Here is a 13,560-nt window from a genome sequence, read left to right as displayed (position 1 = left end):
GCACACCCCGAGAGCATTGCACCACCGCCTTTGCCGCCCTATGAACAGGAAAGTGAAGGATTCCAAGCCTATGGACATTGCAATCATCATCGTCGCGGCCGGACGCGGTCTCCGCGCAGGCGGCGATATCCCCAAACAGTGGCGTGAACTGGATGGCAAAACAGTCGCCCGCAGAACACTCGAAGCACTAAACCCCTACGGCTCCCTCATTTTGGTGGTTCATCCTGACGATGAAGCCACCGCTGCGTGCGAGACGGTCGGGTTGCAGGTCTTGACCGTTTCCGGCGGTTCTGACCGTCGGCAATCCGTCAAAAATGGATTGGAGGCAGCCGCCTCTCAGGGGGCAACGCACGTTCTCATTCACGATGTTGCGCGTTGCTGTATCACGCCGGACGTCATTCAACCGGTGATAGATGCTTTGGCATCGGCGCAAGCGGCTGCGCCGGCGTTGCCAGTGACCGACGCCCTATGGACTGGAATAGACAACCGCGTTTCGGGAACAAAGGACCGTAATGGCCTGTACAGGGCGCAGACCCCTCAGGGATTTCACCTTCAAACGCTACTGTCCGCCCATCGTACATGCGATTACGCCGCCGCCGATGATGTCGAGGTTGCCACAGCGGCCGGCATATCGGTGACGATCACGCAAGGCTCGGAAAACAACATTAAAATCACCACGCCCGAAGATTTTGCGCGTGCAATCAACATACTGCGAGGACAAATGGACGTAAGGCTTGGCAATGGATACGACGTGCATGCCTTTGAGGAAGGTGACCATGTCATACTTTGCGGGATCGAAATTCCGCATGATCGCGCGCTAAAGGGGCACTCGGATGCGGATGTCGGGATGCATGCTGTGACAGATGCGCTGTACGGCGCACTTGCCGAAGGCGACATTGGCCGACATTTTCCACCGTCAGATCCCCAGTGGAAAGGAGCGGCGTCTGAGATCTTCCTTAAGCACGCCGTCGATATCGCCCGTCAGCGTGGCTATACGATTGGAAATATCGACCTGACGCTTATTTGCGAACGGCCCAAGATTGGTCCGCATGCGACGGAGATGACACAACGCATGGCGGAGATTATGGCGCTGGAGCCAAACAGAATATCGATAAAGGCGACGACATCGGAACGCTTGGGCTTTACGGGACGCGAAGAAGGCATCGCAGCAATTGCCACAGCCACCTTGGTGCGGTCATGAAGTGGCTGGCATCCGTCGCCGGTGTTGGCTTTCTAAAGCCGGCACCAGGCACATGGGGGTCGTTCGCAGCGCTCCCCCTTGCGTATCTGATACATCAAGCCGGCGGTTTCTGGTTGCTGCTTACCGCCACGATTATTGCCTTTGTCGCGGGCTTGAAAGCGACGGAGACTGTGACAAGGACCGGCGATCACGATCCATCCTGGGTGGTGATCGACGAGGTCGTGGGACAATGGATCGCCCTTTTCCCGATCAGTTATGGGGCCGCAATGATGGGCGTTGATATTGTCCGCCTTTGGCCGGGTTGGATTGCTGCCTTTGTCATGTTCCGGCTTTTTGACATCTGGAAGCCTTGGCTTGTCAGCTGGGCAGATCGCCGTGGCGACGCGCTTGGCGTTATGCTGGACGATGTGATCGCCGGTCTTTTTGCAGCAATTGTCGTGATTGCTCTGGCAGCACTGGCGCATGGAGTTTTGATGTAATGTCTGCCGAACAGCTTATCACGCTGGCCAAACAGAAGGGCCTTAAATTAACCACTGCAGAGAGCTGTACAGGTGGCCTCGTGTCCGCGGCACTGACGGATATTCCCGGTTCTTCAGCGGTATTTGAACGCGGTTTTGTAACCTACGCAAACACCGCAAAGATGGACATGCTCGGCGTACACGGCATTACTCTGGAGCGCTTTGGCGCGGTTTCCGAAGAAACGGCCCGCGAAATGGCAGAAGGCGCGCTACAGCGCGCCGGCGCGGATATTGCCGTGGCGATCAGCGGAATAGCTGGGCCCGGCGGTTCTGAAACGAAACCCGAAGGTCGGGTTTGCTACGCCATCGCCACCAAGGCCGAAACCCTAAGCGAAACGATGGAACATGGCGCTTTGGGTCGGGCGCAAGTACGCGCGGCTGCGACACGCCACGCGCTGCAGCTACTGAAAGCTGCGACGCAAGAACAATAGTCGCTTCGTAAAGCGAACGCCTCCGTCGCACAGGTCAGGCAATGCTTAGGCGTCCATCAAAAGCTGCGCGGGTTCGGCCCCTGCTGTGGTCTCGTTCGCATCACGATACCCCTCCTCGGCCGCTATCCGCAGCAAATCAGCCTCAGCCGTCTCAGCGACCCCGAGGTCAGAACCTGCATCGCTTTCGGCAATCTCAGCACGATTTTCGCGGAAAGCGATTCCGCTTTGCTCCGTCCCGCGGGGCTCAGAGCTTGCCGCAATCTGCTCGGCCTGCTCCTCTGCGATGTCAGCGTCTGCCTGCTCGGCCTCAAGACGGGCATCACGCGCTTCGAGTGCGATCAGGGACGCCGCCGCTTGTCCGACTTGAGCATTCGAACCTGGCGCCACCACTGCAGGCTCCGCAGTAATGGCCGTAGCTTGTGTGATCGCGCCAGTCGCGCCACCGTTGGGTTTGCCCTCGGCTATCGAATATGAGCCTGTCGCCGCCCCGGTACGCGACCGGGACGCATACAAGGCATCGTCGCCTTCTGCACCTTTGCGGAGCGCATTGATCCCCGCCGTACCAGCTTGGGCTGAGAACAGTACATCCATTCCAGTTATCCCTTCGTAACCTTTATCAATCGATGAAGAAGATGACGGAGGAATCGGGCGAAAAGGGGGCTTTTGCCTTCTCCCATTGGGCATTTCGGTAAGCTAAGTGAACGCAGAGCTAAGGCCTACGACCAGACGATGCACCGGCCGCAGCAACGCAACCTACGCGTACAGCGTGTCCGCCCGCCGCTCGAATGCCCGGACAATCCTTTGCATCGCGTCGTAAAAGAACATGCCAGCCGCGCCTTGCAAGATCTTGTTTCTGAACTCGAAGTCCACAAAGAAAGAGACCTCGCATCCGCCATCGACATCCTGGAAGCCCCATTTCGACACCATGTGGTCGAAAGGCCCGTCGAGGTATTCTGTGTCAATGCGCAGATCGTCTGGCCACAATGTCACTTTGGACCCGAACTTTTCACGGAAAACTTTGAACGAAATAATCAGGTCCGCCAGCATAATTTCGTGATCCTCTTCCTGCGTGCGCGACCGGATGCGCGCGGCGGCAGTCCAGGGCAGAAATTGGGGATATGATGCAACATCCGCCACCAGATCGTACATCTGCTGCGCGGTATAGGGCAATTTGCGGGTCTCGGAGTGTGTCGGCATATGGTTGGCGGCGCGCTCTTTTCAGGTGTATGTACCCCGCGATGTCGTACGCCACAGGCGGAAAATCAAGAGGTTCTCATGACACAGCGCCCTTATGTCGTAGATGAAATGATCACGGCCAAGGCCATTGCCGCCCGAATCGAAGCGCTTTCGATGGAAATCCAGCGAGAGTTTTCGGACACAGACAAACTGGTTGTCGTCGGTCTGTTGCGCGGCTCTTTCATCTTTATTGCAGATCTGGTGCGAGAGCTGTCGCTCGCCGTCGAAGTCGATTTCCTTGAGGCGTCCTCGTACGGGAACGAGATGGAAAGCTCACGAGAAGTGCGCATTCTCAAGGACTTGCGCTCTGGCATCGAAGGCAGGGACGTGCTGGTGGTCGAGGATATTGTCGACACGGGCCACACGTTAAGCCACGTCACCGGTATGTTGCGCGCGCGCAATCCCAACAGGCTCAAGAGCATCGCGCTTCTGGATAAGCCCTCTCGCCGCGAAGTCGATTTCCGCGCCGATTGGATCGGCTTTGAGATCCCTGATGAATTTGTCGTGGGCTACGGCATCGATTTTGCCCAACGCAACCGTAACTTGCCTTTCATCGGCAAGGTCCGTTTCACCGACGACGGGTGACGCGGCCGCGAGACTGTCGTAGGCTGGAGCCACCCCCAGCCTAACGGAGCATTCATGTCGCGCATCACAAAGAGCATACTGCCCCTGATCGCGGTCGCGGCAGGCGTCGCCTATTGGCAAAGCGCGCCGGCCACCGTCGACGAAAACACCTATGCCGCGCTCTCCGGGGATGCCAGCGCAGGCGAAGGTATCTTTATTGCCGGGGGCTGCGCGTCCTGCCACGCGGCGCCTGATGCACAGGACAAGACGCTCCTGAGCGGAGGCCAAGCGTTTCCCAGCGATTTCGGAACCTTCTACGCGCCCAATATCTCCCCCTCTGATGCGGGACTTGGCGGATGGTCGTTAACCGAATTCGCCAGCGCCCTGACGCTCGGCACCGGCCGACAGAACGAACATCTTTATCCCGCCTTTCCCTACACGTCTTACGTGAAAATGGAACCGCAGCAGGTGGCGGATCTGTACGCCTATATGCAAACGCTCCCCGTATCAGACACGCCGTCCCTACCCCATGACGTGCAATTCCCCTTTAATATTCGCCGCGGAATCGGTCTGTGGAAGGCCCTGTTCCTCGAAAACGGCTATGTTGTTGCCGATCTTCCCGACGGGGTGACGGCGCGCGGACGCGAGCTGGTCGAAACACTGGCGCATTGTGCGGAATGCCACACCCCGCGCAACGCGCTTGGGGCACTGGACCGTGAACGCTGGATGGCGGGCGCCCCAAATCCCAGCGGACAGGGAAACATTCCCGGTCTGACACCCGCGCAACTGGATTGGTCCGCGGCGGACATCGCCTATTACCTCGAAACCGGTTTTACGCCGGACTTCGACAGTGTCGGCGGCCACATGGCTGCGGTGGTCGACAATTTCGCACAGCTGTCAGCCGCCGACCGAGAGGCCGTCGCCGCCTACATTAAAGCGCTGCCCGCGGCCGAATAAATGGGCCGCGCAACGTTAGACCGCGGCAGGTGCCTTGGCGAGCTGCGCCTCACGCGCGGCACGCAGCCGCGCGAAATCATCCCCCGCGTGATAGGATGAGCGCGTCAAAGGTGTGGCCGACACCATAAGGAAGCCCTTGCCGTAGGCCGCTTTTTCGTAGCCCGCAAATTCTTCGGGCGTGACGAAACGGTCCACACGGTGATGCTTTGGCGTCGGCTGCAGGTATTGCCCGATGGTCAGGAAGTCCACATCGGCAGCACGCATATCATCCATCACCTGACGGACAGAGGGCGCGTCCTCTCCCAACCCGACCATGATGCCGGACTTGGTAAAGATCGCCGGATCCAGCTCTTTCACCCGCTGCAGCAGGCGCAGGCTGTGGAAGTACCGCGCGCCGGGACGCACGGCAGGATATAGACCGGGTACGGTTTCCAGATTGTGGTTAAACACGTCCGGCTTTGCGGCGACCACGATTTCCAGCGCTTCAGGCGCACATTTCAGGAAATCAGGGGTCAGGATTTCGATCGTTGTGTCCGGCGCGCGGTGACGTACGGCCCGGATGGTCTGGGCAAAATGCTCTGCCCCGCCATCCTCAAGATCGTCACGGTCCACCGAGGTGATCACCACATGGTTCAAACCAAGCTTTTGCACGGCATCCGCCACACGTCCCGGTTCGAACACATCCAATGTGTCGGGTCGGCCCGTGGCCACGTTGCAGAAGGTACACCCACGGGTACAGATTTCGCCCATGATCATCATGGTCGCATGTCCCTGGTTCCAGCATTCGCCAGCGTTGGGGCAGCCCGCCTCTTCGCAAACCGTGACAAGATTATGCTCTCGCATGATCCGACGGGTCGCGGCATAGCCTTCGCCACCGGGGGCTTTAACACGAATCCAGTCGGGCTTTTTCGGCTGTGCGTTGTCGGGGCGGTGCGCCTTTTCGGGGTGGCGTTCGCCGGGGATCTTCAGATCACGCATGGCTGTTGTGCCTTTCGCAAATGCTGCTTTGGGGACCTATCTACGCCCATTGCATGAACAAATCCACCCCACCGCGTGTGTTTGACGGACATGCGCCCCATGCAACCCAAAGGGCAATAGATAAATCTTATTGCCGAATGACAAAACGCCGATGGAACGGACTGCCTGACCCTTCGTTAACTTTGCATCTGATTGAAAGGAGAGTTCAATGTCCCCTCGTCAAACAACAACGGCCGGCGCCCCGGTCCCCACGAACGAGACGTCGAAAACCGCAGGTCCGCGCGGCCCGCTTCTGCTGGAAGACTACCAGCTTTTGGAAAAACTGGCGCACCAGAACCGTGAGCGCATTCCAGAACGCACGGTTCACGCGAAAGGCTGGGGTCTGCAGGGGACATTCACCGTCACCCATGACATCACGAAATACACCCGCGCCAAAATGTTCTCGGAGATCGGTAAGAAAACCGAAGTGCTGTCGCGCTGGTCCACCGTTGCGGGCGAAGCCGGTGCCGCCGATGCCGAACGCGACGTGCGCGGCTTCAGCCTGAAATTCTACACCGAGGAAGGCAATTGGGACATGGTGGGCAACAACACCCCCATTTTCTTTGTCCGCGACGCCTATAAATTCCCCGATTTTATCCGCACCCAGAAACGTCACCCCAAAACCAATATGCGTTCGCCCGAAGCGATGTTCGATTTCTGGGCGGGTCAGCCGGAATCCGTTCATCAGGTCACGATCCTGATGTCGGATCGGGGTATCCCGAAAAACCCTGCCCATATGAATGGATACGGGTCACATACGTTTTCACTGTGGAACGCGGACGGCACCCGTTACTGGGTGAAGTTCCATTTCAAAACGCAGCAGGGTCACGAAACCTACACCAACGAAGAGGCGCAGGATCTGATCGGCAAAACGCGCGAAAGCTATCAGGAAGACTTGTGGAATATGATCGAGGCTGGTCAACACCCGAAATGGACGATGTTCATTCAGGTGATGGAGGAAGAGCAGGCCAACACGCTCGACTTTAATCCGTTCGATCTGACGAAAGTTTGGCCGCATGCCGATTTCCCGCTGATCGAGGTGGGTGAACTCGAAATGCACACAGTGCCGGAGAACTACTTTCAGCTCGTAGAGAACGCCGCATATTCTCCCTCGAACGTGGTTCCCGGTATTGGTTTTAGCCCCGATAAGATGCTCCAGGCCCGCGTCTTTTCCTACGCGGATGCGCACCGTTATCGTTTGGGCACACATTACGAGGCGTTGCCGGCAAATGCGCCAAAGGCAGCCCCGGTGCATCACTATCACAAAGATGGCGCGATGCGTTTCTTCCAGAACGATACTGGGAATCCGAACGCCTATTACGAACCCAACCAGTATGAAGATGCGCCACGGCCCGATCCCTCGGTTATGGAACCGCCGTTGAAAATTGACGCAGACGCATTCCGGTATCCTCAAGAAGTCACGGATGGCGATTTTGTCCAGCCGCGTAAGTTGTACGCAGAAGTTTTGAGTGACGACGAACGCAAGCGCTTGCACCAGAATATGGCGGGCGCGATGTCCCCATGCTCGGACGCGGTTAAAGAACGTTGGTATGCCGTTTTGGAACGGGTTCATCCCGATTATGCCAAAGGCGTAAGGGACGCCGTCGAAAGCGCCCCTGCCCTTCCGGTCACGGATGATACGCCGGTAAAATCAGATTCATAAACTAAAAAGGCGGCCCATTATAGGGCCGCCTTTCCCTTAAAGCGCCGGCAATTTGGCTCGTTGCCTCGCCTCGATGGAGGCTCGCGCAGCGAATGCGACGGTAAGAGAACCGGCTATGACACAGACATAAATGAGGGCCAAAACAAGCCCCAACACCTCCCAAGGTGCGGTTTTCAGATAAACACTTGCCCCTAAGGTCAAAGCTGAAATCCAACTGGCAACCGAAACGCCGGTGGCCATTGCCATCTGGAAATAATCCGACACCGGCAAATCCACTATCCGTCGCCCTGCTGCCAAATCGAGTTTGGTCCGTACGAACCGGCCAATGATAAATGCATTCGCCGTCAGGATCGTAACGACGAACAATTTGCACCATAGCTTCGGCGAAAATTGCGCGACGTCCAATCCTGTTCTCACATACAGAAGCACGAAGCCGGACAGCCACAAACCACCCACAGCAAAAAACACGAACTGATGCAGGGCGCGAAATTGTGCGATTTGTCGGTTTGACAACTCCTCCTTCGCGCACCTTAGGGCTTGCCAGTCAAAGAAACTTCCCGATCCAAGACCAAGCGCAAAGAAAATCAAATGTGCAATCCGCACCGCATCCAAATACTCAACCGCCATGGGCCCTTATGTCCTCGCATCAAAAACCTTCCCCAAGGCGTAGCAATCGAAGCGAGAATCACGGCAACTTGATTGATCTGTCAACACGATGCGCTTTCAGCTCCAGCATACTCGCACAAAAGTTGCAGTTAAATCACATACACAACCGACGCTTTGTCCGGATGTGTATGCAAGTGCATCGAGGCCAATTGATTAGGCGATTAAATCACCACCAGAGCGACCGCGCTCTTCGTAATGTCGGCGCAACCTTTGCAAAGCGATGCGCAGGACTATTTTCCCCGACCGCGCCGACCACCCCAATTGCCGTTCCGCAGTCTCAAGGCCCTCCAGGTAGCAACAACAGCGCAATGCGACATCCCCAAGACCGGCTCCTAAGTCTGTCAAAGCGGATTGCAGCCTTTCGTGCGCTGCGGTTTGCCCTCCTTCCGTCGGCGTCTTGATGCCCAATACTCCGTTGGTCAGAAACTGATCCCAATTCTGGGTGACGCGCGGGCCAATTTGCGCAAGCTCGAAATCTTCGCGCAGGCGCTCACCAGCGGCGATCAATTCATCAGACAAAAACGGCTGGCCATCTTTATCCCGGCGTCGGCCCAGAACTGTCAAAGGACTTTCCGCCAGCATGTAGCGGCTTTTCCGCTGGCGTGGATCGCGCTCGACCTCCTCCAAGGCAGCCTCTGCAGCGCGCCCGGTATCAAAGCCCGCCTGCGCTTCGGCAAATCCACGGACCTTATTTTCCTGATCCGCCATCAACTTACTTAGCGCGGCCCGGCCAACCGGTGTAATCCGGTATTTTGAAATACGCGCTGGCTTTTCGCAGGTAATCCACCCCTTCAATGCCATCGCCTGTGCAATTGAAACGTCTATGACGGCGGTGCGTGCACTTCCACCGCTGTCACTGTCACGCACAACAACGGCTTTTTCCATTTCGGCGGCCACCGCCAGAACGGCGCCCTGCTCGCACAATCGGCGCAAAACACGGCGCGCTTCTCGCGCAAAAGTAGCTTCATCTGGCGGCACCGGCATGTTCACGGCAGCGGTCATGGGCTCTTGGTCCTTTCTCGTCAATTTTGCCGGATCCCCAAATCCGGCGGCCCCCAGGTTGCATAGCGCTGCATCGATCAATGGGTCGTCTCTGCGTGTTTCGATCTTCCTGACCTGGCGTGACACGGTAGAGGCGTTCAGCCCCGTATGTCGCGCCAGTGAACGGATCGATTGCCCGCGTTCGGTATGCGCAAGATAGGTCCGCACCTCCAAAGGTACCCACCCGGGCAACGGTCGACCAGATGTACCCGGTGTCGCGGCCATCATTCGCAAAATCCCGTCTGCATTAGTTGTACACAGAGTTATCCCCATTTACCGATCAGCAACCTATGGGTGTGTTGGTTACTCATTCGTTAATGCAAAACTTCTCCGTCGATCTTTTCTAGTGAATGATAACCAATGGTAAATCCTTCGAACGGACCGAACGCACGTCATGCAACACCCGCCTGACGGCTGATATTTCTCCAATCTCCCACCGCAGTTTTCCACAGGTGGGCGACCACTCAACGGAGTTCTATCATGAAGGATATTCTAGGAGTATTGGCCGACATCAGACGCCCGCGCTTGCTGCTTTCAGCCGCGCGCGAAGTTGCGAAGAATGGTCGCCGTTCTGACAATTTGCAGCGCTTGCTTGGACCGCAGCGCGGGACGTCTACGGACGCGACGCTTTTGCAACTGTTGGAGTTGGAAGCCGGTTTGGACGACATGCGCCGCAAGCATATCGGAGGCTACAGCCCAAAGCGCCATATCGAGGTCTTAGCCGCCGTTCTTGGACAAGCAGAACAACTAAAAAGGGCGGCTGTTTGATAGCCGCCCGTTTCCGTTACGTGATCCCGCGAGATCTACGTTCCATTGGACGCCATTGCAAAACCCCGATCAGGTAAAGCTATCTGGCATAGAGGCCTTCTTTTCAGCCACATATTCCGTCAGTGCTTCACGGATTGACGGGTCCATGGCCGGCTCGGAATAGCTGTCGAGAAGCTTCTTCATGCGCGCCTGCGCCAAGCTGACAGTGTCCCGCGCGCCCTCTTCGGACCATGTCTCAAACGGTTTATAATCAAGCACTTCGGAGCGCCAGAATGCGTTTTTGAAGTTTGCCTGCGTGTGTGCACAGCCCAAGTAGTGACCGCCCGGCCCCACTTCTCGGATAGCATCCATGGCCTGCGCGTTATCGTCCATCGCTACGCCTTTCGCGAGACCATGCAACGCGCCCAGCTGATCGGCATCCATAACGAATTTCTCGAACGAAGCGACCAGACCGCCCTCCAGCCAGCCGCAAGCGTGGAGCATGAAATTGACACCCGAGAGCAACCCCATATTGAGCGAATTCGCAGTCTCATAAGCTGCCTGTGCATCCGGCAATTTCGAGCCACAGAAAGACCCCGCCGACCGGTACGGCAAACCGAGCCTGCGCGCCAGTTGACCCGCGCCATAGGTGATGTTGGCAGCTTCCGGCGTTCCGAATGTCGGCGCACCAGAGTTCATGTCGATCGAGGTCACAAAAGCACCGAAAATCACAGGCGCGCCGGGGCGGATCAGCTGGCTGTAGGCCACGCCCGCCAGCACCTCTGCCAAAACCTGTGTCAGCGTGCCTGCGACGGACACAGGGGCCATTGCCCCGCCCACAATGAAGGGCGAAATGATGCAGGCCTGATTGGCTGCGGCATAGACCTCCAACGCGCCCATCATCACGTCATCAAACGTCAGAGGCGAGTTAATATTGATCAGAGAAGTCATTACCGTGTTTTCGGAAACAAACTGTTTCCCGAACAAAATCTCGCACATTTCGACAGAATCGGCGGCGCGACTGGGATCGGTCACCGACCCCATGAAGGGCTTGTCCGACAATGTCATATGCGCGAACAGCATATCCAGATGCCGTTTGTTCACCGGCACATCTGTCGGTTCACAGACCGTCCCGCCAGAATGATGGAGCCATTTGGACTGTTGGCCGAGCTTCACGAAGGTGCGGAAATCCTCGATCGTGGCGTAGCGACGGCCACCGTCGATGTCACGGACGAAGGGCGGCCCGTAGACCGGCGCAAGCACGAGGTTCTTGCCGCCAATCTCCACATTCCGCGCGGGGTTGCGGGCATGCTGGGTGAAGCTGGAGGGCGCGGTGGCGGCCAGCTTGCGGGCCAAACCGCGCGGGATGCGCACCCGTTCGCCTTGCACATCGGCACCGGCTTCGCGCCAGCGCTCCAGCGCGGCCGGATTATTGACGAAGTTGACGCCGATTTCCTCAAGAACAGTTTCGGCGTTATGCTCGATGATATCGAGCGCCTCTTCATTCAAAATCTCGAAATTCGGAATGTTGCGTTCGATGAAACGGGCGGTTTCGATTGCGGTCGAGGTCCGCTCGGCACGACGCGCTGCGCCACCGCCACCTCTGCCCCGTCTGCGCGCTGCTGCTTCTGCCATGCTCTCTTGCCCTCGTGGCTGTGTGGACGCGCCTGTCGCGCCCGATGGTTCTGCGGGTTTATCGCTTACGCCGACCCGTGCCTTTGACGTTTCCGGCGATTCAGACCCGAAAACGACATATGGCGCATCGCTTACGGCGTTTGATGGCAATTCTTGACCAGTCGGGACCACATCTTGCCGCTGCAGGTCTTAACAATCGGTGCAAACACTTGCGCGTGACGCAGGTGCGGCCTATTGCAAGCGCCATGACCCAGCACCAGCGCCTTCTTATTATCGACTTCGGCTCTCAGGTGACGCAGCTGATCGCGCGTCGCCTGCGTGAATTGAACGTCTACTGCGAAATCCATCCCTACCAGAACGTCACAGACGCGTTTCTGGCCGATTTCGCACCCAAAGCCGTCATCTTTTCGGGCGGCCCTGACAGTGTGACCCGCGAAGGGTCACCGCGCCCGCCCAAATCCGTCTACGACCTCGGCGTGCCGATCCTAGGCATCTGTTATGGCCAGCAGGTCATGATGCATGACCTTGGTGGTCGCGTCGAAGCCGGTGAAAGCCATACCGCGGAATTTGGCCGCGCCTATGTGGCCCCCACTGAACGCACTACCGATTTTTTCACCGGTTGGTTCATGGATGGCACCGGGCGCGAACAGGTCTGGATGAGCCATGGCGATCACGTGGCAGAGCTTGCCCCCGGTTTCGAAGTCTACGGCACCTCTCCCGGCGCGCCCTTCGCGATGACCGCCGATCTGGACCGTCGTTTCTACGCGGTGCAGTTCCACCCCGAAGTTCACCACACGCCCAACGGTGCGACCTTGTATGAAAACTTTGTCAAATTGGCAGGGTTTTCCGGCGACTGGACCATGGGCGCCTACCGCGAGGAAATGATTGCGAAAATTCGCGCGCAGGTCGGCGACAAAAAAGTCATCTGCGCCCTGTCAGGCGGCGTCGATTCCTCTGTCACCGGTATTTTGCTGCACGAGGCGATCGGCGACCAGTTGACCTGCGTCTTTGTCGACCACGGTCTGCTGCGCCTCAACGAGGCCGAGCAGGTCGTCGCAATGTTCCGCGACAACTACAACCTGAACCTGATCCACGCGGATGAAAGCGATCTGTTCCTCGGCGAGCTGGAGGGCATCAGCGACCCCGAGGTAAAGCGCAAGACCATCGGCAAGCTTTTCATCGACGTCTTCCAGAAATACGCCGATCAGATCGAGGGCGCGGAATTCCTTGCCCAAGGAACGCTTTACCCCGACGTGATCGAATCGGTCTCTTTCAGCGGCGGGCCATCGGTGACGATTAAGTCGCACCACAACGTCGGCGGCCTGCCCGAGAAGATGGGCCTGAAACTGGTCGAACCGCTGCGCGAACTGTTCAAGGACGAAGTGCGCGCCTTGGGCCATGAGCTTGGCCTGCCGGCGTCGTTCATTGGTCGCCATCCGTTCCCCGGGCCCGGTCTTGCGATCCGCTGCCCCGGAGAGATCACCCGCGACAAGCTGGAGATTCTGCGCAAGGCCGACGCGATTTACATCGATCAGATCCGCAAACACGGTCTCTACGATGACATCTGGCAGGCCTTTGCCGCGATTCTGCCGATGCGCACGGTGGGCGTGATGGGCGACGGACGCACCTATGACTACGCTCTGGCGCTGCGCGCTGTGACGTCGGTCGATGGCATGACCGCCGACTATTATCCGTTCACGCATGAGTTTCTGGGCGAGACCTCGACGCGGATCATCAACGAGGTCAAAGGCGTGAACCGCGTCTTCTACGACACGACCTCCAAACCGCCGGGCACCATCGAGTTGGAATAACCCACTGCGCCTGAAGGTTCAGAAATGGACCAGTCGTAAAAAACAACGGCTGAGGACGATCACGCCCTCAGAC

The 13,560-nt window shown here is 57.7% G+C and carries 14 protein-coding genes; 8 read left to right on the top strand and 6 right to left on the bottom strand.

The genetic code is table 11. The features are described from left to right. The first annotated feature begins 70 nt into the window (after nucleotides 1-70). Genes ACN5AZ_RS00950 through ACN5AZ_RS00940 form a run of 3 tightly spaced genes read left to right on the top strand, consistent with a single transcriptional unit; the run spans nucleotide 71 to nucleotide 2,150 of the window. A complete protein-coding gene (locus tag ACN5AZ_RS00950; protein ID WP_419426973.1) occupies nucleotides 71-1,201 on the top strand; it encodes a bifunctional 2-C-methyl-D-erythritol 4-phosphate cytidylyltransferase/2-C-methyl-D-erythritol 2,4-cyclodiphosphate synthase in 1,131 nt (376 codons plus the stop codon). Further along, complete coding sequence (locus ACN5AZ_RS00945; protein ID WP_419426972.1) at nucleotides 1,198-1,680, top strand: phosphatidylglycerophosphatase A; 483 nt, start codon at nucleotides 1,198-1,200, stop codon at nucleotides 1,678-1,680. Before ACN5AZ_RS00950 ends, ACN5AZ_RS00945 begins: the two co-directional genes overlap by 4 nt. After that, nucleotides 1,680-2,150 carry a CinA family protein gene (locus tag ACN5AZ_RS00940; protein WP_419426971.1) on the top strand — a complete coding sequence of 157 codons (471 nt, stop codon included), beginning with the start codon at nucleotides 1,680-1,682 and terminating at the stop codon, nucleotides 2,148-2,150. Before ACN5AZ_RS00945 ends, ACN5AZ_RS00940 begins: the two co-directional genes overlap by 1 nt. Before the next feature lie 45 nt (nucleotides 2,151-2,195). Here ACN5AZ_RS00940 and ACN5AZ_RS00935 read toward each other — a convergent pair whose 3' ends face one another. Then, nucleotides 2,196-2,741, bottom strand: coding sequence for a hypothetical protein (locus tag ACN5AZ_RS00935; RefSeq protein ID WP_419426970.1), 546 nt, complete (start codon nucleotides 2,739-2,741; stop codon nucleotides 2,196-2,198). Nucleotides 2,742-2,903: 162 nt separating this feature from the next. After that, nucleotides 2,904-3,347: a type II toxin-antitoxin system RatA family toxin gene (locus ACN5AZ_RS00930; protein WP_419426969.1), complete on the bottom strand. Its 444-nt coding sequence runs from the start codon at nucleotides 3,345-3,347 to the stop codon at nucleotides 2,904-2,906. A 78-nt stretch (nucleotides 3,348-3,425) separates the two neighbouring features. On the opposite strand from ACN5AZ_RS00930, the gene hpt reads away from it, so the two are divergent. Beyond that, nucleotides 3,426-3,971 carry a hypoxanthine phosphoribosyltransferase gene (hpt, locus tag ACN5AZ_RS00925; protein WP_419426968.1) on the top strand — a complete coding sequence of 182 codons (546 nt, stop codon included), beginning with the start codon at nucleotides 3,426-3,428 and terminating at the stop codon, nucleotides 3,969-3,971. 54 nt (nucleotides 3,972-4,025) lie between these two features. Continuing rightward, entirely contained in the window at nucleotides 4,026-4,907 is an 882-nt protein-coding gene (locus tag ACN5AZ_RS00920) for a c-type cytochrome (RefSeq protein WP_419426967.1), read from the top strand. A 15-nt stretch (nucleotides 4,908-4,922) separates the two neighbouring features. Here the strand turns inward: ACN5AZ_RS00920 and lipA are convergent, their stop codons facing one another. Continuing rightward, nucleotides 4,923-5,885, bottom strand: a complete 963-nt coding sequence (lipA, locus tag ACN5AZ_RS00915; protein ID WP_419426966.1) for a lipoyl synthase — start codon at nucleotides 5,883-5,885, stop codon at nucleotides 4,923-4,925. 208 nt (nucleotides 5,886-6,093) lie between these two features. On the opposite strand from lipA, the gene ACN5AZ_RS00910 reads away from it, so the two are divergent. After that, the gene (locus ACN5AZ_RS00910; RefSeq protein WP_419426965.1) at nucleotides 6,094-7,587 is read left to right on the top strand and encodes a catalase; all 1,494 of its coding nucleotides are present in this window, start codon (nucleotides 6,094-6,096) and stop codon (nucleotides 7,585-7,587) included. A 36-nt stretch (nucleotides 7,588-7,623) separates the two neighbouring features. On the opposite strand, the gene ACN5AZ_RS00905 is transcribed toward ACN5AZ_RS00910, so the two are convergent. Next, nucleotides 7,624-8,214, bottom strand: coding sequence for a hypothetical protein (locus tag ACN5AZ_RS00905; protein ID WP_419426964.1), 591 nt, complete (start codon nucleotides 8,212-8,214; stop codon nucleotides 7,624-7,626). A 192-nt stretch (nucleotides 8,215-8,406) separates the two neighbouring features. Further along, nucleotides 8,407-9,255, bottom strand: coding sequence for a DUF6456 domain-containing protein (locus ACN5AZ_RS00900; RefSeq protein WP_419426963.1), 849 nt, complete (start codon nucleotides 9,253-9,255; stop codon nucleotides 8,407-8,409). Nucleotides 9,256-9,774: 519 nt separating this feature from the next. Between ACN5AZ_RS00900 and ACN5AZ_RS00895 the strand changes: the two genes are divergently transcribed. Next, on the top strand, nucleotides 9,775-10,062 hold the full coding sequence (locus ACN5AZ_RS00895; protein ID WP_419426962.1) for a DUF6477 family protein: 288 nt from the start codon (nucleotides 9,775-9,777) through the stop codon (nucleotides 10,060-10,062). A 69-nt stretch (nucleotides 10,063-10,131) separates the two neighbouring features. On the opposite strand, the gene ACN5AZ_RS00890 is transcribed toward ACN5AZ_RS00895, so the two are convergent. Beyond that, nucleotides 10,132-11,676, bottom strand: coding sequence for a trimethylamine methyltransferase family protein (locus ACN5AZ_RS00890; protein WP_419426961.1), 1,545 nt, complete (start codon nucleotides 11,674-11,676; stop codon nucleotides 10,132-10,134). 245 nt (nucleotides 11,677-11,921) lie between these two features. Between ACN5AZ_RS00890 and guaA the strand changes: the two genes are divergently transcribed. Next, nucleotides 11,922-13,487: a glutamine-hydrolyzing GMP synthase gene (gene guaA, locus ACN5AZ_RS00885; RefSeq protein ID WP_419426960.1), complete on the top strand. Its 1,566-nt coding sequence runs from the start codon at nucleotides 11,922-11,924 to the stop codon at nucleotides 13,485-13,487. The last annotated feature ends 73 nt before the right edge of the window (nucleotides 13,488-13,560 follow it).

Origin of the sequence: Sagittula sp. SSi028, from assembly GCF_048553715.1 — a bacterium.
Classification (GTDB): domain Bacteria; phylum Pseudomonadota; class Alphaproteobacteria; order Rhodobacterales; family Rhodobacteraceae; genus Sagittula.
This window is presented reverse-complemented; position numbering and strand designations above follow the sequence as displayed.